The sequence below is a fragment of the Pandoraea sp. genome (assembly GCF_004297875.1).
Taxonomy (GTDB): domain Bacteria; phylum Pseudomonadota; class Gammaproteobacteria; order Burkholderiales; family Burkholderiaceae; genus Pandoraea.
Genome location: NZ_SCSK01000053.1, coordinates 31694 through 56608, shown reverse-complemented (window position 1 = coordinate 56608; position 24915 = coordinate 31694). Strand labels below are relative to the sequence as shown.

Below are 24915 nucleotides of genomic sequence, written 5' to 3'. Positions count from 1 at the left end.
AGCGCATGACCGTTCATTCACCTGCTGCTAATCGCTGGGCCACGCGCCGCGCGGAAAAAGCACGACGCCTGGACCAGGTTCGTTCGCTGGCCGATGGCGTGCTGCTGCCCCGGGAGCACATCGTCGCGGCGCTCGAGCGCTTGATCATGCCGGGCGATCGCGTGGTGCTCGAAGGCAATAACCAGAAACAGGCGGATTTCCTGTCGCGCTCGCTGGCGCAGGCCGACCCCGGCGTGCTGCACGACCTGCATCTGATCATACCGAGCGTGAGCCGGCCCGAGCACCTGGATCTGTTCGAGCGCGGCATTGCCCGCAAGCTCGACTTCGCCTATGCGGGCACGCAAAGCCTGCGCATCTCTCAATTTTTGCAGGACGGCATCCTCGAAGTCGGCGCGATCCACACCTACATCGAGCTGTACGCGCGGCTATACGTTGATCTGACGCCCAACGTCGTGCTGGTGGCCGGCTACCAGGCCGACCGCCATGGCAATCTCTACACCGGCCCAAGCACCGAAGACACGCCGGCGCTGGTCGAGGCGGCTGCCTTTCGAGACGGCATCGTGATTGCCCAGGTCAACCAGATCGTCGACGACCCGGGCGAGCTGCCCCGCGTCGACATTCCCGGCTCGTGGGTCGACTTCGTGGTGCAGGCCGATCGGCCGTTTTTCATCGAACCGCTGTTCACGCGCGATCCACGCCTGATCAAGCCAATGCATGTGCTCATGGCGATGATGGCGATCCGCGGCGTCTACGAGCGCCATCAGGTGCAGTCGCTCAATCATGGGATCGGCTTCAACACCGCGGCAATCGAGCTGATTTTGCCGACCTACGGCGAGCAACTCGGCCTCAAGGGAAAAATCTGCCAATACTGGACGCTCAATCCGCATCCGACGTTGATTCCGGCGATCGAATCGGGCTGGGTCAAGAGCGTGCATTGCTTCGGTGGCGAACTCGGCATGGAATCGTATATCGCCGCGCGTCCCGATATTTTCTTCACCGGCCGCGACGGATCGCTGCGCTCGAACCGCGCCTTTTGCCAACTGGCCGGCCAGTACGCGGTCGATCTGTTTATTGGCTCGACGCTGCAGATGGATGGCCTGGGCAATTCATCGACTGTCACACACGGTCGCCTGACCGGTTTCGGCGGCGCGCCGAACATGGGGCATGATCCGCATGGCCGCCGCCACGCCAGTCCGGCCTGGCTCGATCTGCTGCAGACCGACGATCCGCTCGAGCGCGGCCGCAAGCTGGTGGTGCAGATGGTCGAAACCTTCCAGGGTTCGGGCCGGCCGTCGGTGGTGGAGTCACTCGATGCGGTCGAGGTCGGCCGCGCGGCCGGCATGCCGCTGGCGCCGGTGATGATCTACGGGGACGATGTGACGCACGTGCTTACCGAGGAAGGGATTGCTTATCTCTACAAGGCCCGCTCGCTGGAAGAGCGCAAGCAGATGATCGCGGCGGTCTCGGGCGTCACGCCGATTGGCCTGCGCTCGGACGCTGCCGTGCGCGCCAGACTGCGCCGCGACGGGCTGGTGGCCCTGCCCGAAGATCTCGGCGTCGACCGGCGCGCCGCCACCCGCTCTCTGCTGGCGGCCAAGAGCATGGCCGATCTGGTCGAGTGGTCCGACGGGCTGTACGAGCCGCCGGTCCGCTTCAGGAGCTGGTGATGCAGACCCGCACAACCTGCCGACACGCGCCCGCGGCCCTCGCCTCCACGCCCGCGGCATCGCCCGCCGCTCACCGGAGCGCGGCCCGGCTGGCGCGCGAGGCGGTGACGGCACTGCTCGACGAGGTAATGCTGACGCCGAAACCCGGCCTGGTGGACCTGCGCGGCTGCGGCGCGCACGATGATCTGAGCTGGCCGTTGATGTGCCGCTCGGCCTGCGCGCTGCTGCCTTCATTTCACGCCATGGCGCTGGCCAGTTGGCAGGCGCCGCTGGGCAGCATGCTGCGCGAGCAGGTGGGCGCACTCGGCCGGCGTGCCGAAGCGGCGATGCTGCACGCCACCGACGGCGTCAACACCCATCGCGGCGCGATCTGGGCCCTCGGCCTGCTGGTGTCGGCCGCCGCACAACGCCCCCGCGAGCGCGCCCCCGGGATCATTGCCGAGCGTGCCGGCGCACTCGCCCGCCTCACCGACCGGCACGCGCCGGCGTCGACCGGCCACAAGGGCGAGCACGCTTGCCTGGCTTATGGCGTGGGCGGCGCGCGTGCGCAGGCGCAGGCCGGCTTCCCGCATGTCGTGCATGCCGCCTTGCCGGCCCTGTGGCAAGCGCGTGCGCGCGGCGATCATGAAAACGCGGCGCGCCTGAATGCGCTGCTGGCGGTGATGGCGAGCCTGGACGACACCTGCGTGCTCGCCCGGGGCGGCCCCGACGCATTGGCGGCCACGCAGGCAGGGGCACGGGCCGTGCTCGACGCCGGCGGGGCAGCCACGCTGCCCGGACGGCGCGCGCTCGCGGCGCTGGCGCGTCGGCTGCTGGGCCTGCGCGTGTCTCCGGGCGGGGCGGCCGATCTGCTGGCCGCCGCCCTCTTTCTGGATCGGCGGCTGCGCACGGCGCACGCTGCCTCTGAGGCGTAGTTCATCATGGAAACCTTGACCTTCGATTACCCCGCCGGCACGCGTGCGCGCAGCCGCGCGCTCGTCGGCGTGGTCGCCTCGGGCGATCTCGAAGTGCTGCTCGAGCCGGCCGACGACGCTCGCACCACCGTACGCGTGACGACCTCGGTCGATGGTATGGCCCGCGTCTGGGGGGCCGTGCTCGAACGCATTTTCGGCGCCGGCACGTTGCCCGCCGCGCGCCTGGAAATCAATGATTTTGGCGCCACGCCCGGCGTGGTGCGCATGCGCGTGGGCCAGGTCCTCGACATGATTGCCGCCGACGATACCGGAGCCCGCCAATGAACGCGCAAGACATTCTGAACAGAAAGAGCTTTATCGAATTGAGCGCGCGCGAGCGGGCCAACGCACTGCTCGATCCGGGGTCGTTGCGCGAACTGGCCGGCCCGTTCGAGCGCCTGTATTCGCCATGGCTCATGCAGCAGGGCATTACCGCGCAGGCCGACGACGGCGTGGTCGCGGCCAAAGGATTGCTGGCGCAGCGGCCGACTGTCGTGCTCGCGATCGAGGGCGCATTCCAGGGCGGCAGCATGGGCGAAATCGCCGGCGCGAAAATCGCTGGCTGCCTGGCGCTGGCGCTCGAGGACAATCGCAACGGCACGCCGACGGGCGCGCTCATTTTGTTCGAGACCGGCGGCGTGCGCCTGCAGGAAGCCAATCTCGGCCTGGCCGCGATCGCCGAGATTCAGGCCGCGATCGTCGCACTGCGGCGCCACCGCCCGGTGGTGGGCATCATCGCCGGCACGGTCGGCTGCTACGGCGGCATGTCGATTGCGGCGGCCCTGTGCAGCGAGCTGATCGTCACGCGCGAGGCACGCCTCGGGCTCAATGGTCCGGCGGTGATCGAGCAGGAAGCCGGCATTGCCGAATTCGATTCGCGCGACAAACCGATGATCTGGCGCCTGACCGGCGGCGAGCAGCGCTACCGCAGCGGGCTGGCCGACCGGCTGGTGGAGGACGACGCGACGCAGGTGCGCGAGGCCGCCATCGCCTGTTTCGCGCGTGGCGCCCCGCCGCTATGCCGCAGCGAGCGCGTCGGGCAGTTTCAGGACAGTCTCGCGCATGTCGATCCGGGCGCGGCCGTCACGCCGGAACAGGTGGCCACGATTTATGGCAGGAGATTCGCCGCATGACATCCTCCAAACCCTCCGAACTCACGCAGCGTGGGCGTATCTGGCTGGCTGCGCTGACCGGGACGGCCAGGCCGCAGGCCGGCTATGCCGCCTCGGTTCAGGTGGTCGACGCCACCCTGGCCGGCTCCCCGGCGCGCTATATCGCCGTGGTGCCCGACCCCGATAATCTGTTTCCCCGCGCCCGCCACGGCGAAGTCGGGTTGCGCGAAGCCTGGGACATCGCCCGCGCGGTGCGCGAGATGGTCCGCGCCGACGTGCGCAGCACTCACAAGCGACCGGTGGTGGCGGTAGTCGATGTCGCCAGCCAGGCCTATGGCCGCAACGAGGAGGCATTGGGCATTCACCAGGCGCTGGCCGGCGCCGTCGATGCGTATGCGAGCGCGCGCGAGCTTGGCCATCCGGTCATCGCGCTACTGGTGGGGCGGGCCATGTCGGGCGCCTTCCTGGCACATGGCTACCAGGCCAACCGGCTGATTGCGCTCGACGACCCGCAGGTGATGGTGCACGCGATGGGCAAGGCCTCGGCTGCGCGCATCACGCTGCGCACGGTCGAGGCGCTCGAGGCGCTGACCGCGCAAGTCCCGCCGATGGCCTATGACATCGGCAACTATGCGTCGCTGGGCCTGTTATGGCGCTTGCTCAAAGTGCGCCAGGCCGACGCGCCGGCGCCGGCCGACGTGGCACTGGTGCGCGAGGCGCTGGAAGCGGCCGTGCGCGACATCCGCGCCGAGCCGGACCGCCGCCCCGGCGTGGCGCTGGCCGGACCGCACCGCGCCGCCACCTGCCGGGTGAAGGCCTTGCTGCGCGAACAATGGTGACGGCGATGCGCGGCCCCATGGCACCCGGCGCCCCGCGCAGGCAGGCCACGAATCCATCCCGCGCGAGCGCTGAAATCGCGGGCGGCTTCATGCCGCACGACCTCCTGTGGGTTGCATCGCCCGGTGCGTATGAATCGCGCGACTTGCTGCCGCGGTGGGCTTCGGGACAATGGTTAGGCAACGCGCCCGCCGTCGTGCGGCGTGCCCCGCGCGAGCTGCCCACACGTATCCCGGTGGGCCTGCGCGGCCGCACCCGCGGCGAGCGTCACGCCGCCTGGATCGACGCGCGCGAAGTAACGCGTCGCGTGAGACCCGAGGCGCTGGCCAGTTCGCGCGCCTGGCAAGCGCATCCGCAACGCAACGTGTTGCCATGCCTGCGCATGCTGGACCTGAGCGCGCCGATGCTCGACGAGCGCGGCCTGGCGTGGGGCATCACCGGCAGTGTCGGTTTCAGCTTGGCCAGCGGCCTGCCGGTGCTGCGCCAGGACAGCGATCTCGATCTGTTGCTGCGTCTGCCCCGCGCGATGTCCGCCTGCGAAGCAGCCGAACTATTGCGCGCGCTGGCCGGGTTGACGGGATGTTCCGAGGCGGCGGCACGCATCGACGTTCAGGCCGACACCGGACATGGCGCCTTTGCGCTGGCCGAGTGGGCCGCCGCGCGCGGCGCGGTGCTGCTCAAAACCGACCGCGGACCCGTGTTGTCCGGCGATCCATGGGCCGCGATCGCGTCGGCTCAACCGTGCTTATCCGGCCTATGAGTACCGTATTGACCTTTCCCGGTCAGGGCGCGCAGCGTGCCGGCATGCTACACGCCCTGCCTGCGCATCCCTTGATCGCCGCCACGCTCGATGAGGCCAGCACGGTCCTGGGTCGCGATGCGCGCTCGCTCGACGACGCCGCGGCGCTGCGCTCGACCGTTGCCGTGCAGCTCTGCCTGTTGATCGCCGGCGTGGCCTTCGCCCGCCTGCTTGCTCACTTGACCCGACCGCCCGAGATGGTGGCGGGCCTGTCGATCGGCGCCTATCCAGCGGCGGTGGCAGCCGGCGCCCTCGACTTCGGCGACGCGGTGCGGCTCGTCGAACTGCGCGGCCGCCTGATGGAGACCGCCTATCCGCATGGCTACGGCATGCTGGCGATCATCGGCCTGACCCAACCCGATTTGCAGCCGCTGATCGATCTCGTCAATACACCGGCCACGCCGCTGTTTCTGGCCAATCTCAACGATCTGACTCAACTGGTCGTGGCCGGCGCGCAGGCCGCGCTGCAGCGGATCGACGTGCTGGCGCGCGAGCATGGCGCACGCCGCTGCGAAATGCTGCAGGTGGCGGTGCCGTCGCACTGCCCGCTGCTGGCCGAGCCGGCGGCTGAACTCGCTCGCGCGTTCGCCAGCGTGCCCACGCACGCCCCGCACTGCGTCTATCTGAGCAGCACTATTGCTCGCCCGTTGTGGCGCGGCGATCTGATTGCTGCCGATCTCGCCCACAACATGGCCCGTCCCGTGCGGTGGCGCGACACCATGGAGGTGGCTCGCGAACGTGGCGCCCGCCTGGCCATCGAGATGCCCGGCGGCAGCGTCCTGACGCGGCTGGCTGCAGGCGCCTGTAGCCAATGGAATGCGGTCAGCGCCGACGAGCATCGGCTCGACGATCTGGTGTGGCTGAGCGACCGGGAGTCCGTCGCAAACTGACCTGTGCGGCGCCCACCGGCCGCACGCTATTTCAATGCTTAGGAGATCATCGCAACACGTTCGAGACCACGCAGTTCAACCCGGCAAGAGGTTCTTGCGCAAAAAAACAACTCAGAGTAGAAGGTACGACCCCGGCGAGACGGCCGGTTACAAGCTCAATCTGGAGGAGTCTATGGAGATGTTGGATAACACGATGGCCGGCAGCGGGGCGCGCAAGCAGCGCACGCCGCTCAATCGTTCGCAAATCGCCGGCTTTTGGGGCGCCTGGGCGGGCTGGACACTGGACGGCATGGATTCGTTCATCTACGCGCTGGTGCTCGCGCCGGCGCTGACCGAATTGCTGCCCAAGTCCGGCTATGCCGCCACGCCCGGCAATATCGGCCTGGCCGGCTCGATTCTGTTCGCGTTGTTTCTGGTCGGCTGGGGGCTGTCGTTCATCTGGGGGCCCATCGCCGATCGATTCGGGCGCACTCGCGTGCTCGCCGCGACGATTTTCATTTTTGCCATTTTCACCGGACTGGCCGCCACCGCGCAGTCGGTCTGGTCGCTGGCGATCTATCGCCTGATCGCGGGCATCGGCATCGGCGGCGAGTGGGCGCTGGCCGGCACTTACGTGGCCGAGGCCTGGCCGGAGGACCGTCGCAAGATGGGCGCCGGCTATCTGCAGACCGGCTACTACGCGGGCTTTTTCCTGGCCGCCGCGCTCAATTACACGGTCGGTGCGCACTTCGGCTGGCGCGCAATGTTCCTCACCGGCGCGGTGCCGGTCGTGGTGTCGATCCTCGTGCTGCTGCGCGTGAAGGAAACCGACAAATGGGAGCGTGCGGAAAAGACGGCCGTGGTCCAGCATACGAGGCCGCTGCGCGAAATTTTCAGTGCGCGTTATGCCAGGCGCACCCTGGTGGCCGCGGCCTTGCTGACGGTGGCCATCATCGGCCTGTGGGCTGGCGCTGTGTACGAGCCGGCCGCCGTGATCCACCTTGCGCTGAAGGCGGGCATGGCCAAGGTCGACGCGGTGAAGACCGCCTCGATTGCCACCGCTATCCTGTCGATCGGCACGATTCTGGGTTGTCTGGCCCTGCCTCCCATGGCCGAGAAAATCGGCCGGCGCAAGACGCTCGCGGTGTACTTCCTCGGCATGGCCGTCTCAATCGCGGTGAGCTTCGGCTGGGCTTTCTACCTGCCCAACGGGCTGGTGCCATTCATCGCGCTGTTGTTCGTGCTCGGCTTTTTCGGCGGCAATTTCGCGCTGTTCAGCCTGTGGTTACCCGAACAGTTCGAGACGCGCGTGCGCGCCACCGCATTCGCCTTCTGCACGTCGGCGGGCCGCTTTATCGGCGCCGGCGTGAACTTCGCGCTCGGCGCGATGGTGCTGCACATGAAGACGCTCGGCGTGCCGGTAGCGCTCACAGCCATCGTGTTCGTGCTGGGCCTGCTGATCATCCCGCTCGCGCCGGAGACCAAAGGCAACGAGTTGCCGAGCTAACGGGTTGTCGAAAGACGTAGCGAGCGGGTTTGAATCGCGGCAGACCCGCTCGCAGGAGCGCGATCGTACCCGGTATAGCTGAGGATGCCGAGCACTGCCCGACCCAGGGTCGGGCGCGCACAGTCGCTTTTCAACACGCTGCCCAGCGCTCAGGTTGCCGTCGGGGGCTTGCGCCGGCCAAAGCCATCGGGGTTTTGCGATTGCCAACGCCACTGGTCGGCGCACATGCGCTCGATCCCGAGTGTGGCGCGCCAGCCCAGTTGACGTGCTGCCGCGGACGCATCGGCGTAACAGGCGCCGACGTCGCCCGCGCGACGCGCGACGATTTCGTAGGGGATCTTGCGCCCGCTGGCCTGCTCGAAGGCTTCGATCATCTGCAACACACTGTAGCCGCGCCCGGTGCCCAGATTGACGGTGAATCCGCCGGGCTGCCCAAACAGCGTGTCCAGTGCGGCAAGGTGCCCGCGCGCCAGATCCACGACGTGGATATAGTCACGCACGCCAGTGCCGTCGATGGTGTCGTAGTCGCCCCCGAAAACCCTCAAAATCGGTTGTTTGCCGGCCGCGACCTGCGCGACATAGGGCATCAGATTGCTCGGCGCGTCGGACGAGTCCTCGCCGATCAAACCGCTCTGGTGCGCCCCGACCGGATTGAAGTAGCGCAGCATGCCGATACGCCATTGCGGGTCGGCTGCGGCCAGATCGGACAGAATCTGTTCGCCCATCAATTTGGTGCGCCCGTAAGGCGTGCCTGCCTGCAGCGGAAACGACTCGTCGACCGGCACCGAGGCGGGAATGCCATACACCGCTGCTGACGAACTGAAGACCAGGGTCTTGACGTTGCGGCGACTCATGGTATCGACCAGTGTCAGCAGACTGTCGAGGTTGTTGCGGTAGTAGGCCAGCGGCTGGCTGATCGACTCGCCCAGCGATTTGAGCGCGGCAAAATGAATCGCCGCGTCGATCGGATAGGTGTCGAAGACCCGTTGCATGGCCTCGGCCGAGCATGCGTCGGCCACGATCAGTTCGATCTCGTGGCCGGTGATCCGGCGCACCCGCTCGATCGATTCGGCGCAGCTGTTGGCCAGGTTGTCCAGCACCACGACGCGATCGCCCCGGGACAGTAACTCGACGCAGGTGTGCGAGCCGATATAGCCGGCGCCACCGGTCACGAGAATGGTGCGTTTGGAGGCGGTATTCATGCAAGACCCATTCGGAATTTAATGATGACAGAGGATGGCGGGCGCTAATTCGCCGATGCCGGGTTGACCGTCTGCAGGTGGCCATCGCCGACGTACGGCACAATACCCAACGCTTTGATGCGCGCCACCGTGCGGCTCGCGCATTCGGCGTCGGCAGGTGCGCAGTAATCGATCGAGATCACTGGCAAACCATAACGCTGCCTGATCAGGTCGGCCTGGCCGAGCAGCCATTGGCGGTCGTCTTGCGGGACTTCGACGTATCGGCCAGCCGCTTCGCTCCAACCTTGGTACAGCGATTCGAATGCCACGGCGAAAACGGCGTCGTGTACCTCGGGCAACAGCTCGAAGCCGCGATTGAGGATCAGCCTGGCCGTCGGGTAGCGTCGATGGATCGCCTCGATGAGCGCCACCAGGCCGGCGCGGTCACGCTCGCGCTGCACGTCGGTTTTGGCCACCAGTTGATAGGAATCCAGCGTATCCAGGAAAAAGCCGCGATAACCCTGCTTCCACAGCGGATCGATCACATGCGCGACGAAAAACGCGGGCCAGCCGGGCGCGGCCGGGTCAACGACGCTTGCATGCCACTCGCCATTGCGGCCGATCAGCCAGCGCTTGGGAATCTGCGCATAGTAACTGCGCGATGGATCGACTTCGCCCACGCTGACATACGCAAACCATTGCGTCGGCAGGGCCGGGAATGCGGTGGGATCGAATCCGCTGTCGGGCTCGATCACGGCGAGGTCGAATTCCGCCAGTTGCGCCAGCGGGGGCGAATCCCCGTAGTAGAAAGCAATGCTCCAGGGCAATGGCGCGGGTGCCGCAATCGCCTTGCCCAGGCAAAGCGACGCCATCAGCCCGGCCAGCAAGGGTCGCCATCCGGCCCGGGCCCGGCGCGCGGCGCGACCGGCACTGAAAGGCGGCGCAGCCGCCGGCCGTGGCTCACGCATCTTTCTGCAGCATATAGGTGTCATACTCGAGCGAGGCGAAGCGCCGGTCGAGCATGTCCACCGACAGCAGCATCACCACCAGAAGCGCACCGGCATAGCCATAACCGTAGGTGTTCGGCCCCGCCTCCAGGGTGATCCAGGTAAACAGGCCGCTAAGCACCACGAAGGTGGCTGTGAGCCCCAGCACCACGCGACGCCGGTCGAGGTAGAAGAAGATGTTGAGCGCGCCCAGGAACAGCACTTGCAGGCTCGCCGAGATCACATCGATGTGCAATAGCGGCAGGTAAAGCGTCGAGATGCCAAGCAGGCGAAGCAGTTTGTCGCCGAACGCAAAGATCAGCAAGGTGACCAATGCCTGGATTTTGAGGATTTCATACAGGCCGGTGCGCACGCTGCGCACCATCATGTCACGCATGTCCTGGATGTACTTCAGCGTACCGCCGCTGCGGATGGCGTCGTAATAGGCATCGTAGTAGTCGACGAAATCGGTCTCGATACGCAGCAAAAACACAGCCATGCCGGGAATCACGCAAAGATACGAGATAAAGACCGGCAAGTCGTAAATGAGTGATGCACGCAACGGGCCGATCACCACATGCCCGGTCGCCGGAGAAAACCAGAACATGAATTTGTCCAGCCACACGCCCAGATTGAACAACACGCCAACGAACATCAGGCTCGGATAGGCAAAGCGTCGGTCGAAAACTTCCCACGCAATGTAGTCGTCGGAGCGGTAGTTGCGATGGATCAGGCTGGTCAGGCCGACCAGCAGGATCAAGTGGCCAATCACAAAACCGCCCATCAAACCATTCAGGCCATAGCGGTTGAGCGCGACGGCAAAAATCACCGTGGCAAGATAGCCGACGAAGAAAATCGCCAGAACAGCCCGATATTGCTTGACGCTGGTAAGGAAAATCACACCGATCCAGATATTGCTGATGATCACAAACCCGGCCAGCATCAGCAGGCGGTAAAGCGTCGATTCGTGTCGAAATGCCGTCAAGGCGAGGATCAGGCCCGACAAGCCGGTGATCACGGTCGTGACGAGCGCCACAGCGTTGTAGTTCGGCAGCACGCGATCGGGTCGCCGTTCGAACAGGCGATCGGAAATGAAACGCGTGAACGACAACTGCAATGCGCCGGTGACGATCAGGCTGACGGCCATCAGGTAGGTGACGGAAATCTGGAACTGCACGATCCGCACCGGCGGCTCCACCGTCGACAGGCTGAGCAGGCCGATGAGCAGCATGCCCAGAATCGATAGCACCAGGGGCCCGGCGCTGATGATGCCGGCGTAGCCGTAAGCGGTCAGCGTACCGGTCAGGCTATCGCGCTTGAGTATCTTACGCAGCTCGAAACCGATACCGGCCATTATTGCGTCTCCGAGGATTGTTGCCCGGCACTGTCCGCGATCAGCTTGCGATACAGCGACCGGTAGCTGTCTTCCATCAGCGTGTGCGTATAGTAACGCTCGACGCGCGCGATGCCAGCTCGCTGCGCGGCTCGCCACGCGTCTTCGTCGCCGAGCAGCGCCAGCACCGCCTGGGCAAATTTCTCCGGATCGGCGATCTGCACCACCTTGCCGGCGGCGCCCAGCGCCCTGTCGTCGCCATCGAGCCCCTCGACCAGTTGCCGGCAGGAACCGACGTCGGTGGTCACGACCGGCACGCCCGCGGCAAAGGCCTCGAGCACGACCAGCGGCAAGGCCTCGCTGATCGAGCTCAGGGCCACCAGGCCGACGTCCGGCAACAGTTCGCGGATCTGGCGAAAACCCATCATTTTGATGCTTTCCTGCATGCCCAGGCTGTCGATCAGGTCGCGGCACTCCTGCGCATAATCGGGATCCTCGGTTTCCGGGCCGATGATCCACCCCTGCGCCGCCGGCAACTGGCGCTTGACGATGAACATCGCGCGAATGAATGTCTTGATGTCCTTGATCGGCACGACCCGGCCGATCAGCGCCACCACCGGCGGCACGCTCGCCGGGCGCTGGGCGCGCAGCGGCGCAAACTGCGCCACGGCAATGCCGTTCGGAATACTGCAGGTCTTGTCCGGCGGGGCGCCGTCCTCCAACTGGCGCAGGCGATTGCCTTCGTAGAGCGCGACGATATCGCTGGCCGCCTCGTAGGCAATGCGCCCGATCGCCTCGAAAAAGCGCACCCACAGTTCCTGGAAGTAGCCGACTTGCGAGACGTCGCGCTCGAAAATACCGCGGTTGTCGCGAATCCACTGACTTTGCAACAGGTCGATCTTGCGCTCTTTCGTATAAATGCCGTGCTCCGACACCAGCAACGGGCGGCCATGGCGAAAATGCAGCAGCGCACCGAGAAACCCGGCGTAACCGGTCGACACCGTGTGGTAGATCTTGGCCTGTGGCAGCCTCTCGGCGATCCGCGCCAGTTGCCACAAGGGCTTGTGCATGATGCGCACCGTCCAGAAATAGTCGGTGAACGACGGATCGGTGCAAAACCGGTTGTAGCGGTCGGTGATGACATCCCACGAGCGCTGGCTGTGCAGGAATTCCTGTTCGCTGATCGGTCCGCCCTCCTCGAGCATCGGCATCAGTTCGCGCATCAGTTTGCCGATCGCCCCGGCGTGCTTGTGCTGCTTGAGTTCATCGTGCATGCGCGCGACGTGCTCGAACGCTTGACGGTCGCCCTGGCTGCTGATCACCGGCTTGTCCGTCTCGAAATCGTACAGGTAGTGTTCCTCGAAGTGCACCACGTTGTCGGGCAGCGCGTAGTGCGCGCCGCCATAATCGTCGCGCCGGCTGCCGATGAAGGCAATCGCGAATGTGAATTCCGGAAAGGCGCGGATCATCTGATTGACCCACGCCGAGACACCCCCGCGCACATAGGGGAACGTGCCCTCGAGCAGCAAGGCGATATCGGCCGAAGCCGCGCGGCGATGGAGATCTGAGTTCATTGAGACCAATAGCGCACGATGGGTTGCAGAAAAGGCGTGGCCGTCGCCTTGTTGAGTGTATCGAGCAATGGCGGAATGCGCTCGTAGTCACCCTTGAGAAACGCCACTTCGGCCAGCCAGGGCGCCAGCCGGTCGGCCGGAAAGCGCAACGCCTGGGCGCGCCGGAAGAATTCCTCCGCGCGCTCGGCAGCGTTGCGCAGCAACGCGCAGCGCCCGAGCAGATAGCACATCACGGCGGCCTCCTGTCCTTGCGCCAGGGCCTGTTGCGCAAACGACTCTACCTGCTCGAGGGTATAGCGGTAGACCTCGCCCTGCACCAGATGCTGATAAATCAATTCCCAATACAGTTCGGCCAGGCGGGAGCAGGCCAGCCCCCGCTCGCTCCCGCCGGCGGCCCGCTCGAGCTGCGCCCTGGCCACGAAGATCTTTTGCATGATCTCCTTTTCGGTGCCATCGACAATGCCGTAAGCCAACAGGCGAATCTCCTCGATGGGGTCGGACAGCAAGTCGTGCAGCAGCCCGCTGCTGATGCGCGACGGCAGCGATTGCATGGCGACCAGCGCGGCGACGCGATCGCCGGCGGGCGCGCGCAGATTCTCCAGGCGAGCGCGCAACCGGGCGCCCGTGCCGTGGGTCACACGGGAGACCAGATAGGTGGCAAATTGCGGCGCCTCGACGGCCTCGATCGGGACGTCATCGGGCGGCGTGGGGAACATCAGCGCCACGAGGATCAAGCTGAGAAACAGCACCAGGCCGGCGACCGGGAGAAACAGGCAAATGACAAAAACATGCACAAACGCGCCGCTCCTCGCCCGGCGGTAATGCGGCGGCAGAATGTCACTCACGAACAACGCGGTTGCCAGCGCGGCCAACGCTTGCCAGACAAAGAACACGACCATCGGATCGATCCCGCCAAGCGGGTGCCACAACGAATAGACCGCCTTGCCTTGCGCGAGCAGCGCCAGCACGCCAAACAGTAATGAGCGCAGCATCTTAGCCATGATGGCCGCACCGTTGGAGCAAACGCTGCAACACGTCGCCAGGATCGGTCGGGCTGACCGCAACCGTATGCACCGCGACACGCGATTTTTCGAAGTCGGTCGAAAACTGGCTTTTCAGGGTGTTTTCGGTGCGCATCAGATAGCCGTTGATGCCGTTGTCGTCGGTCAGCGGCATGAGGGTGATCGCCACCTGACGCTCGTCATCGCGCAACGCCCAGAGCACGTCCAGCGCACGCCGCGTCCGGGTCACCTGATCGAACAGCGAATCGCCGTCGGCGTCGCGGGCGAACACCAGTGCCACCAGCGCGGAATCGATATTGCTGGCGCGCTTCATATGCGTCAGACGGGCCAGTTCGAGTGCAAAATCATAGGGGCAATCGGGCACGCGCTGGGTGATCGCGTCGACCATCGCGCGATGTTCGACGCTGTCGGCGTAGTAGCCGAGCAGCACCAGCAGCAGTTGCAGGTTGTCCTGATTGAGCGACAAAAAGGCCATGCGCCGCACAACCAGCACCCCGATCAGCTTGCCAGATGCCGCGATCAGCGGAGCGCATACCAGATAGGCGCTGCGGCCCGTTTCATCGAGCTCGCGCAAATGCGAAAGCGCGCTCTTCTCAAGACAATCACGCAATAGCGGATCGTCGGAATCGACTTCGAAGGACTCCCCTACCGACGCGGCGGCCACACGCTCGACACGGCCCTTTGTCACGGGAAATATCGATGCGTCGCCGATTTGGCAGGTCAACGCGGCGAATTCCAGCATGCCCTGAACGTTGGGCAACGGCGCATCGGGCGCAGCGTTGTTCCGGGCTGGCGAGAAATCCCGCAAGCGCATGATCGCATCGCGCATCGTGACCGGCCGGGTCAGCACGTCATGCTCGAGCCGATCGTGCGAGATGCGCAGCAGGTAGTGATTGTTCGTAATCGCTACCAGCCGGTCGCTCAGATAGGTGTTGATGCTGCTGATGCGATTGGCGCGATTGCCCCAGATGTCGCAAAAATGTCCCGAGATCACCACCAGCGCCAGACCGCCGACGAAGAACATGGCCGGAAATTCCGCGCCTGCCGCGTGCCCGTAAAATCCGTACCAGGCAGCGGTGATGCAGATTCCTGCCAGCACACCGAGCAACGCGCCGTAGCGCAGTGCCATGATCGCGGCGACCAGCCACAGCCACGGAAAGCCGATATGCAGCAACAGCGGATCCGCAGGTCGCAGCAAGTAACTGCAACCGATCACCAGCGCCATCACGCAGATGACTTCCACGACGGCAACGGGACGCGTGAGCGCCGGTGCAAGCAAACGGCCGTAGTAGCCGACGTTCCCGAGTGGATCTGAGGCCCGCGCTTGCGGCGGCGATGTTTGCTTATCGGTTTGCACGGCGGACACCTCAGCGTTGCGCGAGCGGGGCCAGCAACTGGCGGATCAGCGTTTGACCGACGCCGGCCAGACTCGAGCGACTCCAACCGCTGCGGCTGCCCGTGGCACTCCACACGATCTTGCCCGTGCTCACGTCGATCACGTCGAACGTCAAGCCGGCCACCGGCTCGCCGTCCACGCCGACCTTGTAACGCCATTCCTGCACCGAGCCGGTCAGCGCGTAGCGAGCGCCCGCCTTGCGCGCCCATGCCAGCGCCTTGGCTCGCGCGGCATTGGGGTGACCGTTGAGCAGCGCGTCGGTATCGTTATCGCCGGGGTATTGCCACAGGTTGGTGAAGCCATCCTGCTGCAGCACGCTCTGTGCGATGCTCTCGGCGCGTTTGCCCGCTTCCGGCGTTTCCGTGTAGTTCGCTACCGGCAACAGCGCCCAGTTGTCGGTCTTGCTCAGGGCGGGCGCATGTCCCGCGTCGATCGTGGAGCAGCCCGCCAGCACAGCCAGCAGCACGGCGCCGATCAGCCGATAAATATTTCCCGCTCTCAAGCCTTTCATTTTCTTCCTCTCCGGTTTTGATGAAACAGCGGCCACTAGCCGCGCGATGCCCGCCTCTTCCGTCTCGGCGCGCTAGTAGTACAAACGGTACGCCACGCCGAGTTGCGTCACCGACGCTCCGCCGCCGGTCACTGCCTCATGCGAGTAATACACGCGCGCATGATCGTTGCCAAAAATCGAGCCTGCCAGGCCCACGTTGACCTGCGGACCCCATCCCTCGATGCTGTCGTGCACCACACCGACGTCGAGATACGGAACCCAGGCATGCCGATAGGCGTTCTCGTAATCCATGCCGAATCCGGTCATCAGGCCATAACGCGTCACACTTTGCGGCATGAATTGGTCCGCCGTGGGCGTCTGGCCCGCCGGCAGCAATCGCGCCAGCGAGGGGATCACGTTGCCGCTGGCGGTATAAATGCCGCGCTCGCCAGTCAGGCGCACGTTCCAGTCGGGATAACCAAGCCGCAGGCGGTAACCCAATTCGGCAGCGAGAATCACGCCGCGCCCCAGGTAGGTGCGATCCTGCGCGTGAAATCCATCGACCTCGGCGCTGCCCTGCATGAACCAGCGCGTTTGCGTATCCCACAGCGCTCCCATGCGCAGCATGTCTTTGGTCGAGGCGACTTGCATCTGCGGCGAGATGTCGGTGAACTGGTTGAGCCCGGCGGTAATGTCCGTGGTCAGCGGCCCACGCCGGTTGAATTCGCCGTGCACCTTGAAGGTATAGAAGGAGTTGACCGCATTGCGATGTCCGACGCTTGCCGACAGGTCGCGCTCTACCGTATGGTCGCGCAAGGTGGCCTCGAACGAGCGGTCTTGCGCAGGCACCCAGGCCAGTTGACTGGTATCGGCCGAGTGCTGATTGCGCTGGATCGCCTCGATAATCAAAGCAAGCCTGCCGGTCAAGGCAACACCGCCCAGCAGCGAGCTGGTGATACTGTTGAGCGGGCTGGCGCGGGTGCCGAAGACATCGGCGCCAAGCGCCGGGCGGTCGCGCAGCAGCGTCTCGCGCAGCGACTCCTGCAGTTCGTCGTTGTCCGGCGCACCCTGGACGGCACGAAAGGCAACCGTTTCCGCCTCGTCGGTCCGTCCCAGTCGATTGAGCGCATCGATGCGACTGCCCACCGGCACGCCGCCGCGCCCGTGCGCGAGCGCCCGCGCCAGCGCCTCGTGATCGTTGTCGGCCAGCGCCAGCGTGATCTGCGCATCGGCCGGCTGCAGCAAGCGATCGGTGTATTCCCTGGCAAGCCAGGCACGCGCGAGTTCATTGTGTTCGCCGCTGATCGCCCATGCCTGCACGACGTCCTTGGCCGCCGCGCTGATCAGTTGCCGGCGCGCCTCGGCCGCTTGCGCGGTCTTGCCGGACACTTGATCCGGCATCACAAGATCGGGGGCCAGCCCCTTGGCGCGCATGCCAAGCAGGGAGCGGGCCACCGCCGCACTGCCGTTTTCGCGGCGATCGGCCTTGAGCAACGCAATCAGCAGATCGCGCGAGCGGTCGCCGTTGGTGAATGTCTGGCTCAGCGTCACCTGCGCCATGCGCGCCTGGGCGATCGCCTCGGGCGTGCCGGGCAAGGCCGCGACGTGAGATCGCGCAGCCCCGGTCCCGGTTGATGCGGCCGGCGCTGCTGGCGCGGCGAGTTTGGCCGGCAGGGCGCGCCAGGCCGCGCGGCGCAGTCGCCAGGCGACGTCGGCATGGCCGGCGGCGGCTTCCGCGTCGGCTGTGGCGATCAGCCACAGAGGATCGTCCTGCGCTTGCGACACTTGCCGGCGCAGGTACTTGAGCGCGCGCGCCGGATCGCCCAGACGCACCTCGCCCGCCCCATAGGCGCCCCAGTAGTCCGAGTTGGCGTCAGCAATCGAGCGCCACCGGCGCATCGCCTGCCGCAGCTCGCCGTCACCGCCGAAGTCGATCAGCGCCCACAGATACGACACCTTGGTATCGTCGCTGGCATCGGATAGCGACGCCGCGCGCCGCAGATCGGCGAGCGACGCATCCCACTGCCCGACCTGGCGTTCATAGTCCGCGCGGGCGGCGAGCAACGCGCTCGAGTGATCGAACATGTCGCGTTGCGCGGGCGTCAGGCTGGCCAGCAAATCCCGGACGCGCGGCCACGCGTGGGCGACGGTATAGAAATACAGCGCCGATTGCAGCGACCTCGCCGAACCGTCCTTGCGGAACGCCATTTCGGCGGTGCGCCCGGCATCGATCGGATAGCCCTGATAGAAGTAGGACATGCCGCTCAAGTCGGTCGCCTCGGCCTGTCCGGTCGCCAGCAGCCGCTGATAAGCGAAGTTGGCATCTTCGTCATGCCGCGTGAGCCGCGCCAGCTCGCTGTAGGTACGCCAGTACAGTGCGTCCTGCGGAAGGCTCGGCGTCTTGTCGCGAACCCGCCGCAACGCATCGAGCGCCGCGTCGTAGTGCCCCTGCTGGTATTCGAGGTTGGCGATATGCAGCGCATATTTGGCGTTCGGCCCGAATTCGGTTTGCAGAACGCGGTAGGTGCGCAGCGCCTCGTTATCTTGCCCTGCCCGCTCGGCGACGAGCGCATAGCGCTCGAGCAGCGGCTCTCGCTGCGCGCCTACCGCGCGTTGCTTCAGGTAGTCGAGCGCTTGTTGCGGCTGGCCGAGGCGCTCATAGGCGTTGATCAACTGGTCTTTCAAGGCCAGATTCGCGGGTTGGCGATCTGCCTCTTGGGTCAAGGCCGCAACATAGGCGGTATCGTCATCCAGTTGCGGCGCCAGCTTCAGGACGTTTTGCCACGCTTCGTCGTTACCGGAGTCGCGCGCGAACGCCAGCCAATACTTGAGCGCCAGCGCCGGGTGATTATTCCATTGCGCGACTTGCGCCAGCCGACGGGTCCAGACGAGCGGGTCCAGATGGTGCGCGAGCGCCTGCTCGGCAAGTTTCTCGGCGTCGTCGAGCGCTCCGCTCTCGACAAAGGCCTTGAAGGCGAGATCGTAATCGCTGGGGGTCACCGCGTTGGCACCCGCCGGGGCCGTCGCGGCGATCAGTCGAAGTCTGGCGCCACCGAATCGAACACCGCGCAGGCTTGCTTCGTACCCATCCAGATAGACCGGCCGATGGCGGGCCGTGCCGGGCGAGTTCGCCGCCGCAAAGGTCGCAACGTGCGGGCCGGCCGGTTCAAGACTGGAGAGTTGGCCCAGGGCGCGCGCATAGCGCTTCATCAGGTCCGTGCGATGCGCCTGGCGTGCCAGACCGATCAGATAGCGCAAGGTTTGCGGATCTTCGGCCAGCACGCCGATGCGTTTGGCGGCCTCATCACAGGCTTGCCCGACCTGATTGCCCGAGACCAGCACCTTGAGCGCCGCGATGAAATAGCGTCGCTTGTCCGGCAAGGTCTGCGCCGCATCCTGCGCGGCGAAGTAGGCATTGGCGGCGTCGGCGTACGATTGCTGGGCCAGCGCCTCGGTAGCGAGTTTTTCGTCCCATTCAGCGCGATTGGCACTGTCGGCCGCGGCCAGCTCGCGGTAAAAATGCAGCATCACGCCGGTCGCGCCCGCCGCGCGCGCCTTGGCCGCCAGCTCTCGCATCACCGGTACATCCCAGGTGCGCTGGGTAGTGCGCTCGAGCAGCGCGATATATTTGACCATCAGCGCCGGGCGCTGTGGGTCGTCCGGCCTAACCGCGTAGGCCCGTCGCTCGGCCGCCGTGAGCTGAATCAGCAGCGCCCTGGCGCGGCCGTCTTCGCCGCCCATCAGCGCCAGCTTTTGCGCGGCCAGCTCGGCTTTCTCCCATTGCCCCAGCCCCATGTACTGATCGACAAGCAAACTCAGGTAGGTCGGCGAGTTGGGCTCAATGCGAAGCCACGCCTCGATGTAGGCGACCGTGACTTCGCTCGGCGGCGATGCGGCCAGCAGGCGGGCCTGCATGCCGCCGCGCGGATAGGCCGCCGCCAGGGCCAATACGATACCCAGGGCGATCAGACCCGACAGCCATGGCGGACAAAGGCGAGGACGATCGCTATTCACAGGTCACCTTGAGCGAATGGTAGGTCACTTGCTGCGCCACGCGCCCCGCGACGTCGACGCGCAGGACGCCGTTTCTGACCGGCGCCGCGATCGCCTTGCCGTCGACCGTCACGCGGCAGCCATTCGCATCGGCGAAGCTCACGAAAGGCTTGTAGTAGCCGCCGAAATCAAAGCTCATGGTGCGTGCATCTCGTTGATAATGGCGCACAAATCCCGCCGCCTCGGCGATATAGGGAATCCTGGCGGTGGCATGGGGAGTGATCGAGAAACTGGCCTGGTCCCCGCCCATGTGGATATACAGCCCACCGGGCCCGGGCAGATAGCCGCTGACCCCGGTGGCGGTGGTCAGATCAGGGACGCCGCGCCCGAGCGGCCAGCGCAACTCGCGCAAATTGGGACCGGAGCGCACCAGCCAGCGATTGCCCTCGCGGGCCACCGCGACGCCGCGCCAGTCGAGAACGCGCTTGATGTACTCGGTCGTGTAGATCGGCAGAACCGCCTGCTTGAGCGTGCTCTCGTATATCTGGCGCAAGGCGCGCAGCGATGCAAGCTTGGTCCCCGAATAGAAGTGGTAGTAAATATCGATTGCCTTGAAGCGGATCGGCCGGTCGGTCAGCGCGTAAGTCTCCAGCGCACGCGTGAAACCGTAAAACGGACCGGTCCAGTCGCCGGTGTAGACGTTTTCGTCCATGTCGGCCGCATAGACCTGAAAGTCGTCGGGCTGCGGCCCCTTGGACACGCCATACGGCGCGATATTGGTCCAGCTGTTGTTGGTTTTGGTGATGACCGTATCGCCACCGTTGATATTGAGCACGCCGGCCGCATAAGCGCGGCGCACCGCGATGGCCGGCGGTGCGGCGTCGCCGGGCCATTGCAGCACGACAACATGCTTGCCGGGCGGCGCCAGGCGTCGATTGATGTAGTCGATCGAGCCCTGGATTTCGCGATTCAAATTGAATTTGTAGTGTGGGATATCGAGTGAGAACGCGCTGTCGCCCCCCCACTCCTTTCTGACCTTGCCGGTGATGCGCCCGCCGGTCTTCGGATCGATCATCTCCAGATTGAACGGATGCGAGTATGTATGGCTACCGATTTCGACATTCGGCAAGGCAAAGATCTGGCGCGCGATGGACTCGAGCGTCGGCGATATTTTCGGATACAGGCCGGTCGGCCCGACCTCGCCTTCGATCACCGAAAGGGTCATCGGGATCGGAAATTTGGTGAAAATCTGATCGTACAGCGCCTGCCCGCCATAGGCGGGGCCAGGGAACTCCGCACGCGAGGCGAAGCCGTCTCCGTCGACATGCACGAACAGGAGCCTGCGGCCGTTTTCGGTCGTCACGTCCGGCACGGGCATCTCGGGCAGCGCGAGGGCCTGCTCGAAGAATTCGATTGGCTGGATCGCCCAGCGCTCCTGCTGAATGCCGCCCAGGGTGGCAATGCCGTAGGGGTCGAGCGTGTAGCCGCCCCACGGCAACATGCCGGCCATGTCATAGACGTAGCTGCCGGCTTGCAGCCGCAGCAGCGGTTTGCCCTGCGCCCCGACGCGCACGCCCAAAGCGTCGCGAATATCGGGCGGCGGCAGGATTTCGAAGCCCATCATCGGCGCCTTGTCCACGATCTGCGGCGCAACGTCGGGCGGAGCAGCCCCCGGCACCACTTCGAGGCCAAGCACGCGGGCAGCTTCCTGATCGATCGGAAAACCAAATTGCCCGACCACCGCGACCCGTACGCCCGCGCGGATACGGCCGAGCAGCCAACGGCGCCAGGCATCGGGGTTGTCGACCGTCCGGTCGATCGCCACCACGATGCCGGCATAGCGGTCGCTGTCGATGTCGCGCGGCAATGCCTGATTGGCGTCGGCATACTGAATATCGTAGCCGAGATAATTGAGCGGCATCGCGATGTCGCGCACGCCGGCCGTCAGATCCAGCGGCTCGCCCTGCTCCGGCGTCTGCACGACCAGAATTTTGCGCGGCATGACCTCGATGCGGCCGATGCCGACCGTCGCGAAGCTCGGGTCGGTGACGAACGGCGTGAGGCCATCGTGTTCGAGCCGGCGCGCGGTGTCGCGCCGGCATGCCCGATCATCGCGCCCGCAGTAATCGACGGCAACCACGGCAAGCGACGAGGCGCCGCGGCGCAGCGCCTGGATCCGCCGCAGCGCGTCGGTGCGCTCGGCATCGGGCACGTTGGCAAAGAATCCGCCGAGCAGGTCGTAGCGTCGGTACAGCGCGTCGACCATCACGGCGTTTAACTGATCGGCAATGCGCGTGGCCAACCCCAGGTGATTGCGCAACATCACGCGCGCCTGGGGATATTGAGCGTGAATTGCCTGCACCAACCCGGCAAGCCATGCATCGTCGGGCCTGTCATTCTGGTCGAGCGGTGCGCCGTCGTCGAGCAGGAAGCCGCGATAACCCTTGTTCCAAAGCGGCGTTACCGCCTCAGAGACATAAGCTTCGGCCGTTTGCCCGGGGCTGTCGGCCTGAGCTCGCAGGTCGAGCCGTGCCAGCCAGGCGGTATGAGGTGTTGCCTGGGTATCAGGCAGTGCCGCGACGGCGGGATCGATCACCACGTCATCGAACGCCTGCAACTCGTCGACCGGCGGGTGCTCCCCGTAATAAAACGCAATATTTGGATTGGCAACAGCCGCCGCCGGGCTGGCAGCCGCCACGGCGGGGTTGGCGCTACCAATAAGTAGAAACCCCATGACCGCAAGCAGCAGGCGGAACAGCCGCTCCTTTACACCTTTGGCAGGCGGTCGCCCGCCAAAATGAAGCCCACGTACGATCACTTTTTTCCCCGAATGATCAAAGCTCGCTTCCAGCATCGTTCTTTTTGGATACTACCGACCGACAACCCCCCGCCGCCCGCCAGAGCCTGTCTGATCAAGCGACTCATCAAATCGGCCAGCCAGCCCGATCTTCGGAATTCCCGACAACAGAGTTAATCGTAGCAATCCGTAATTTCCCCCAGGGCAAGAATAATCGATTCGTCATTTTCTGTATATAGGGGTTTTACAAAACAAAAGATGCTTATTTGATGATTTTTATCAATGGGTCACCAGCGCATTGATGGCTCATTAAAGGAGGCGATTTTTTGATCAAGCCCGCCTTCTCTTCAACATCGTGACAGTGGTCTGTTTTTGCATTTTTTTTGTACCTGATATTCGGAATAAATTTAACCGGATTTAAAAGGCGTGAAAACATCCATCTGCCAAACTTAAGGAGTCATGAGGGAAAGGGTTACCCCTTGGATAAAGGAGCAATTTTGCCCCAGCGGTTCTCTCTGGGCTTTTCAAAAATAATTATCTTCACCTTGAGTCGAATTGAAAACATCCGACAGGGTTGAGCCGCACCGATTTAACGGTAATTAACATTCGTTTTTGCTGGCGGCGATTAAATGTAAGTACTTGACGAGATGGGAAGGATATTTTTGAGGAATCGCACGAATGCATGCGACTTGGCCAGCGGCGGCGGCGCACCGCCAGCCGCGGCGAATCAAGATGACAGGAACGACGACAGCTTCTGCGCCTGGCTTGCGAAGCGCTCCTTGTCAGCGCCCTTGAGGCGGTGCTCGACTGGCAAGCGCGCAGTCAGCGGATTCACCGGCACATTGTCGCGGCGCAATTCAAAGTGCAAATGTGGCCCTGTCGCCCAGCCGGTTTCGCCCACGTAACCGATGACCTGCCCGCGTTGTACTGCCTCGCCGCGGCGCAGGCCATGCGCGAAGCGGGACAAATGAGCGAACAGCGTCGAGAAATCGTTTGGATTACTCAGTATGACGACTTTGCCGTACCCGCGTTGCCAACCGACGAACTTGACCCTGCCAGTGGCGGTTGCATGCACCGGCGTGCCGACCGGGGCGGCCAGATCGACGCCGTCATGAGGGCGCACGCGCTTGAGAACCGGGTCGAAACGGGCGAGAGAGAATGGCGACGATACGCGCGTGAAGGCGATCGGATAGCGCGAAAACGCCGGCAGCGTGCTGCTGCCATTGGGCGTGTAGTAGCTTCCCTCCCCCCCTGGCTTGCGATACCAGTAGATGGTGTGCGTCGTCGAACCGAGATCGATTTTTGCCGCGACCGGCTTGCGATCGGCTGCGACATCGTCGCCATCGATTCCATTGCGCTTGAACACCAGAGTGAAACTGTCGCCCTTTTGCAGGTCGCGACGGAAATCGATCTCGGACGAAAACGCCTTGACCAGCGAGGCCGCCACCTGAGGACTGACGCCAGCCTTGAGCGCGGCGCTATCGAACGAGCGTTCGATCGTCACCGAGCGCGTGACGTAAGGTGCAGGGGCAGGCGGCGAAGCCGAAGGCGCTACCGTGGCGTCGTTTGCCGCCGATGACGCGTCGCCGCTCGCATCGAGCGCGTCGTCGGTGGGCGCCGCGGCGCGGCCCGACAGATATTCGATGCCGCGGGGAGCCACGGCGATGACTGCCAATCCGAGCAGGACGCAGACGAGTTGCTTCGATGGGGCGCGAGACAGGGCTGTGCTTGACGGCAGTGGCATCGACAAATCCGTACATTGGCAAGCGGGCAGCAAAAGCTCTCCCGATACGCCAATTTTCGAGGCGGATATGACGCGCGGGGGGACTTCGCAAACACACTGAGGTAAAACAGACCGGGCGATGAAGACAAACCGCTCGCCCGCATGAACGCGAACGATCATAGCATGCGTACTGTCGCGCGGCTAGCCCATTGGACCAATCGACTCGCATCAACTGGTACTATCCCGCCCTTTTTTGCTTGCGCATACTCAAGTGATCGCATCGACGTGCCGCCAGGCACGGCATCGCGGCACCGCGACGATCGATCGAGACGATCGCCAACGAGCGCCTGCCCCGCGCACCCCATGCGCGGGACACGCCAAAACCGGCATCCCGAGCGCTACTGCGCTCAAGACACAAATATAGAAAACCTGACAACCAGCGGAGACAGCATGCTCAAATTCTTTATTGGCATCGGCATTCCTTATATCGGCGTGATAGGCCTATTGCCGTGGGTTTCGTCGGTCAACCTGACGGTGCTCGGCGTGCCGTTTATCTACGCGTGGATTTTCGCCTGGTTCGTCTTGACCTCCGGGTGCCTCCTGCTGTGCTGGCGTCTGTTCGACGGCGCCGTCAGCGAAGCCGACCCGCACAATACCTAAAGCCAGGAGCGCATTG

The 24915-nt window shown here is 64.6% G+C and carries 19 protein-coding genes; 9 read left to right on the top strand and 10 right to left on the bottom strand.

The window, feature by feature from the left end; translation table 11 throughout:
• Positions 1 to 5: 5 nt before the first annotated feature.
• The 8 genes from mdcA to EPN80_RS16170 all read left to right on the top strand — a co-directional run bounded on the left by mdcA (position 6) and on the right by EPN80_RS16170 (position 7744).
• Positions 6 to 1667 carry a malonate decarboxylase subunit alpha gene (gene mdcA, locus EPN80_RS16205; RefSeq protein ID WP_293029526.1) on the top strand — a complete coding sequence of 554 codons (1662 nt, stop codon included), beginning with the start codon at positions 6 to 8 and terminating at the stop codon, positions 1665 to 1667.
• Positions 1667 to 2581, top strand: a complete 915-nt coding sequence (locus tag EPN80_RS16200; RefSeq protein ID WP_293029523.1) for a triphosphoribosyl-dephospho-CoA synthase — start codon at positions 1667 to 1669, stop codon at positions 2579 to 2581. The genes mdcA and EPN80_RS16200 overlap by 1 nt, the downstream gene beginning before the upstream one ends.
• Before the next feature lie 6 nt (positions 2582 to 2587).
• Positions 2588 to 2905, top strand: coding sequence for a malonate decarboxylase subunit delta (locus EPN80_RS16195; RefSeq protein ID WP_293029520.1), 318 nt, complete (start codon positions 2588 to 2590; stop codon positions 2903 to 2905).
• Entirely contained in the window at positions 2902 to 3753 is an 852-nt protein-coding gene (locus EPN80_RS16190) for a biotin-independent malonate decarboxylase subunit beta (RefSeq protein ID WP_293029517.1), read from the top strand. The genes EPN80_RS16195 and EPN80_RS16190 overlap by 4 nt, the downstream gene beginning before the upstream one ends.
• Complete coding sequence (gene mdcE, locus EPN80_RS16185; protein WP_293029514.1) at positions 3750 to 4571, top strand: biotin-independent malonate decarboxylase subunit gamma; 822 nt, start codon at positions 3750 to 3752, stop codon at positions 4569 to 4571. Before EPN80_RS16190 ends, mdcE begins: the two co-directional genes overlap by 4 nt.
• Before the next feature lie 89 nt (positions 4572 to 4660).
• The gene (locus EPN80_RS16180; protein WP_293029511.1) at positions 4661 to 5329 is read left to right on the top strand and encodes a malonate decarboxylase holo-ACP synthase; all 669 of its coding nucleotides are present in this window, start codon (positions 4661 to 4663) and stop codon (positions 5327 to 5329) included.
• A complete protein-coding gene (mdcH, locus tag EPN80_RS16175; RefSeq protein ID WP_293029508.1) occupies positions 5326 to 6258 on the top strand; it encodes a malonate decarboxylase subunit epsilon in 933 nt (310 codons plus the stop codon). The genes EPN80_RS16180 and mdcH overlap by 4 nt, the downstream gene beginning before the upstream one ends.
• A gap of 178 nt (positions 6259 to 6436) precedes the next feature.
• Entirely contained in the window at positions 6437 to 7744 is a 1308-nt protein-coding gene (locus EPN80_RS16170) for an MFS transporter (protein WP_293029567.1), read from the top strand.
• 149 nt (positions 7745 to 7893) lie between these two features.
• Here the strand turns inward: EPN80_RS16170 and galE are convergent, their stop codons facing one another.
• The 10 genes from galE to EPN80_RS16120 form a co-directional block, all read right to left on the bottom strand.
• Positions 7894 to 8946, bottom strand: coding sequence for a UDP-glucose 4-epimerase GalE (galE, locus tag EPN80_RS16165; RefSeq protein WP_293029505.1), 1053 nt, complete (start codon positions 8944 to 8946; stop codon positions 7894 to 7896).
• 44 nt (positions 8947 to 8990) lie between these two features.
• A complete protein-coding gene (locus tag EPN80_RS16160) occupies positions 8991 to 9893 on the bottom strand; it encodes an endo alpha-1,4 polygalactosaminidase (RefSeq protein ID WP_293029502.1) in 903 nt (300 codons plus the stop codon).
• Positions 9886 to 11265, bottom strand: coding sequence for an exopolysaccharide Pel transporter PelG (gene pelG / locus EPN80_RS16155; RefSeq protein ID WP_293029499.1), 1380 nt, complete (start codon positions 11263 to 11265; stop codon positions 9886 to 9888). The genes EPN80_RS16160 and pelG overlap by 8 nt, the downstream gene beginning before the upstream one ends.
• Positions 11265 to 12818, bottom strand: a complete 1554-nt coding sequence (gene pelF / locus EPN80_RS16150; RefSeq protein WP_293029496.1) for a GT4 family glycosyltransferase PelF — start codon at positions 12816 to 12818, stop codon at positions 11265 to 11267. The genes pelG and pelF overlap by 1 nt, the downstream gene beginning before the upstream one ends.
• Positions 12815 to 13819, bottom strand: a complete 1005-nt coding sequence (locus EPN80_RS16145) for a hypothetical protein (RefSeq protein ID WP_293029493.1) — start codon at positions 13817 to 13819, stop codon at positions 12815 to 12817. Before EPN80_RS16145 ends, pelF begins: the two co-directional genes overlap by 4 nt.
• Entirely contained in the window at positions 13812 to 15197 is a 1386-nt protein-coding gene (locus EPN80_RS16140; protein ID WP_293029490.1) for a PelD GGDEF domain-containing protein, read from the bottom strand. Before EPN80_RS16140 ends, EPN80_RS16145 begins: the two co-directional genes overlap by 8 nt.
• 10 nt (positions 15198 to 15207) lie before the next feature.
• A complete protein-coding gene (locus EPN80_RS16135) occupies positions 15208 to 15747 on the bottom strand; it encodes a penicillin-binding protein activator LpoB (RefSeq protein ID WP_293029487.1) in 540 nt (179 codons plus the stop codon).
• 72 nt (positions 15748 to 15819) lie between these two features.
• Positions 15820 to 19740, bottom strand: a complete 3921-nt coding sequence (locus EPN80_RS16130) for a tetratricopeptide repeat protein (RefSeq protein ID WP_293029484.1) — start codon at positions 19738 to 19740, stop codon at positions 15820 to 15822.
• Entirely contained in the window at positions 19733 to 22453 is a 2721-nt protein-coding gene (locus EPN80_RS16125; protein ID WP_293029482.1) for a sugar ABC transporter, read from the bottom strand. The genes EPN80_RS16130 and EPN80_RS16125 overlap by 8 nt, the downstream gene beginning before the upstream one ends.
• 790 nt (positions 22454 to 23243) lie before the next feature.
• Complete coding sequence (locus EPN80_RS16120) at positions 23244 to 24260, bottom strand: M23 family metallopeptidase (protein WP_293029479.1); 1017 nt, start codon at positions 24258 to 24260, stop codon at positions 23244 to 23246.
• A 429-nt stretch (positions 24261 to 24689) separates the two neighbouring features.
• Between EPN80_RS16120 and EPN80_RS16115 the strand changes: the two genes are divergently transcribed.
• The gene (locus tag EPN80_RS16115; RefSeq protein WP_293029476.1) at positions 24690 to 24899 is read left to right on the top strand and encodes a DUF3311 domain-containing protein; all 210 of its coding nucleotides are present in this window, start codon (positions 24690 to 24692) and stop codon (positions 24897 to 24899) included.
• Positions 24900 to 24915: the final 16 nt, after the last annotated feature.

Bases quoted from the DNA above. Each gene is read 5' to 3' on its own strand.
- EPN80_RS16135 (WP_293029487.1), bottom strand. From the start codon at position 15,747: ATGAAAGGCTTGAGAGCGGGAAATATTTATCGGCTGATCGGCGCCGTG.
- pelF (WP_293029496.1), bottom strand. From the start codon at position 12,818: ATGAACTCAGATCTCCATCGCCGCGCGGCTTCGGCCGATATCGCCTTG.
- EPN80_RS16170 (WP_293029567.1), top strand. From the start codon at position 6,437: ATGTTGGATAACACGATGGCCGGCAGCGGGGCGCGCAAGCAGCGCACG.
- EPN80_RS16145 (WP_293029493.1), bottom strand. From the start codon at position 13,819: ATGGCTAAGATGCTGCGCTCATTACTGTTTGGCGTGCTGGCGCTGCTC.
- EPN80_RS16195 (WP_293029520.1), top strand. From the start codon at position 2,588: ATGGAAACCTTGACCTTCGATTACCCCGCCGGCACGCGTGCGCGCAGC.
- EPN80_RS16190 (WP_293029517.1), top strand. From the start codon at position 2,902: ATGAACGCGCAAGACATTCTGAACAGAAAGAGCTTTATCGAATTGAGC.
- galE (WP_293029505.1), bottom strand. From the start codon at position 8,946: ATGAATACCGCCTCCAAACGCACCATTCTCGTGACCGGTGGCGCCGGC.
- EPN80_RS16120 (WP_293029479.1), bottom strand. From the start codon at position 24,260: ATGCCACTGCCGTCAAGCACAGCCCTGTCTCGCGCCCCATCGAAGCAA.
- EPN80_RS16160 (WP_293029502.1), bottom strand. From the start codon at position 9,893: ATGCGTGAGCCACGGCCGGCGGCTGCGCCGCCTTTCAGTGCCGGTCGC.
- pelG (WP_293029499.1), bottom strand. From the start codon at position 11,265: ATGGCCGGTATCGGTTTCGAGCTGCGTAAGATACTCAAGCGCGATAGC.
- EPN80_RS16180 (WP_293029511.1), top strand. From the start codon at position 4,661: ATGCCGCACGACCTCCTGTGGGTTGCATCGCCCGGTGCGTATGAATCG.
- mdcH (WP_293029508.1), top strand. From the start codon at position 5,326: ATGAGTACCGTATTGACCTTTCCCGGTCAGGGCGCGCAGCGTGCCGGC.
- EPN80_RS16115 (WP_293029476.1), top strand. From the start codon at position 24,690: ATGCTCAAATTCTTTATTGGCATCGGCATTCCTTATATCGGCGTGATA.
- EPN80_RS16200 (WP_293029523.1), top strand. From the start codon at position 1,667: ATGCAGACCCGCACAACCTGCCGACACGCGCCCGCGGCCCTCGCCTCC.
- mdcA (WP_293029526.1), top strand. From the start codon at position 6: ATGACCGTTCATTCACCTGCTGCTAATCGCTGGGCCACGCGCCGCGCG.
- EPN80_RS16125 (WP_293029482.1), bottom strand. From the start codon at position 22,453: ATGGGGTTTCTACTTATTGGTAGCGCCAACCCCGCCGTGGCGGCTGCC.
- mdcE (WP_293029514.1), top strand. From the start codon at position 3,750: ATGACATCCTCCAAACCCTCCGAACTCACGCAGCGTGGGCGTATCTGG.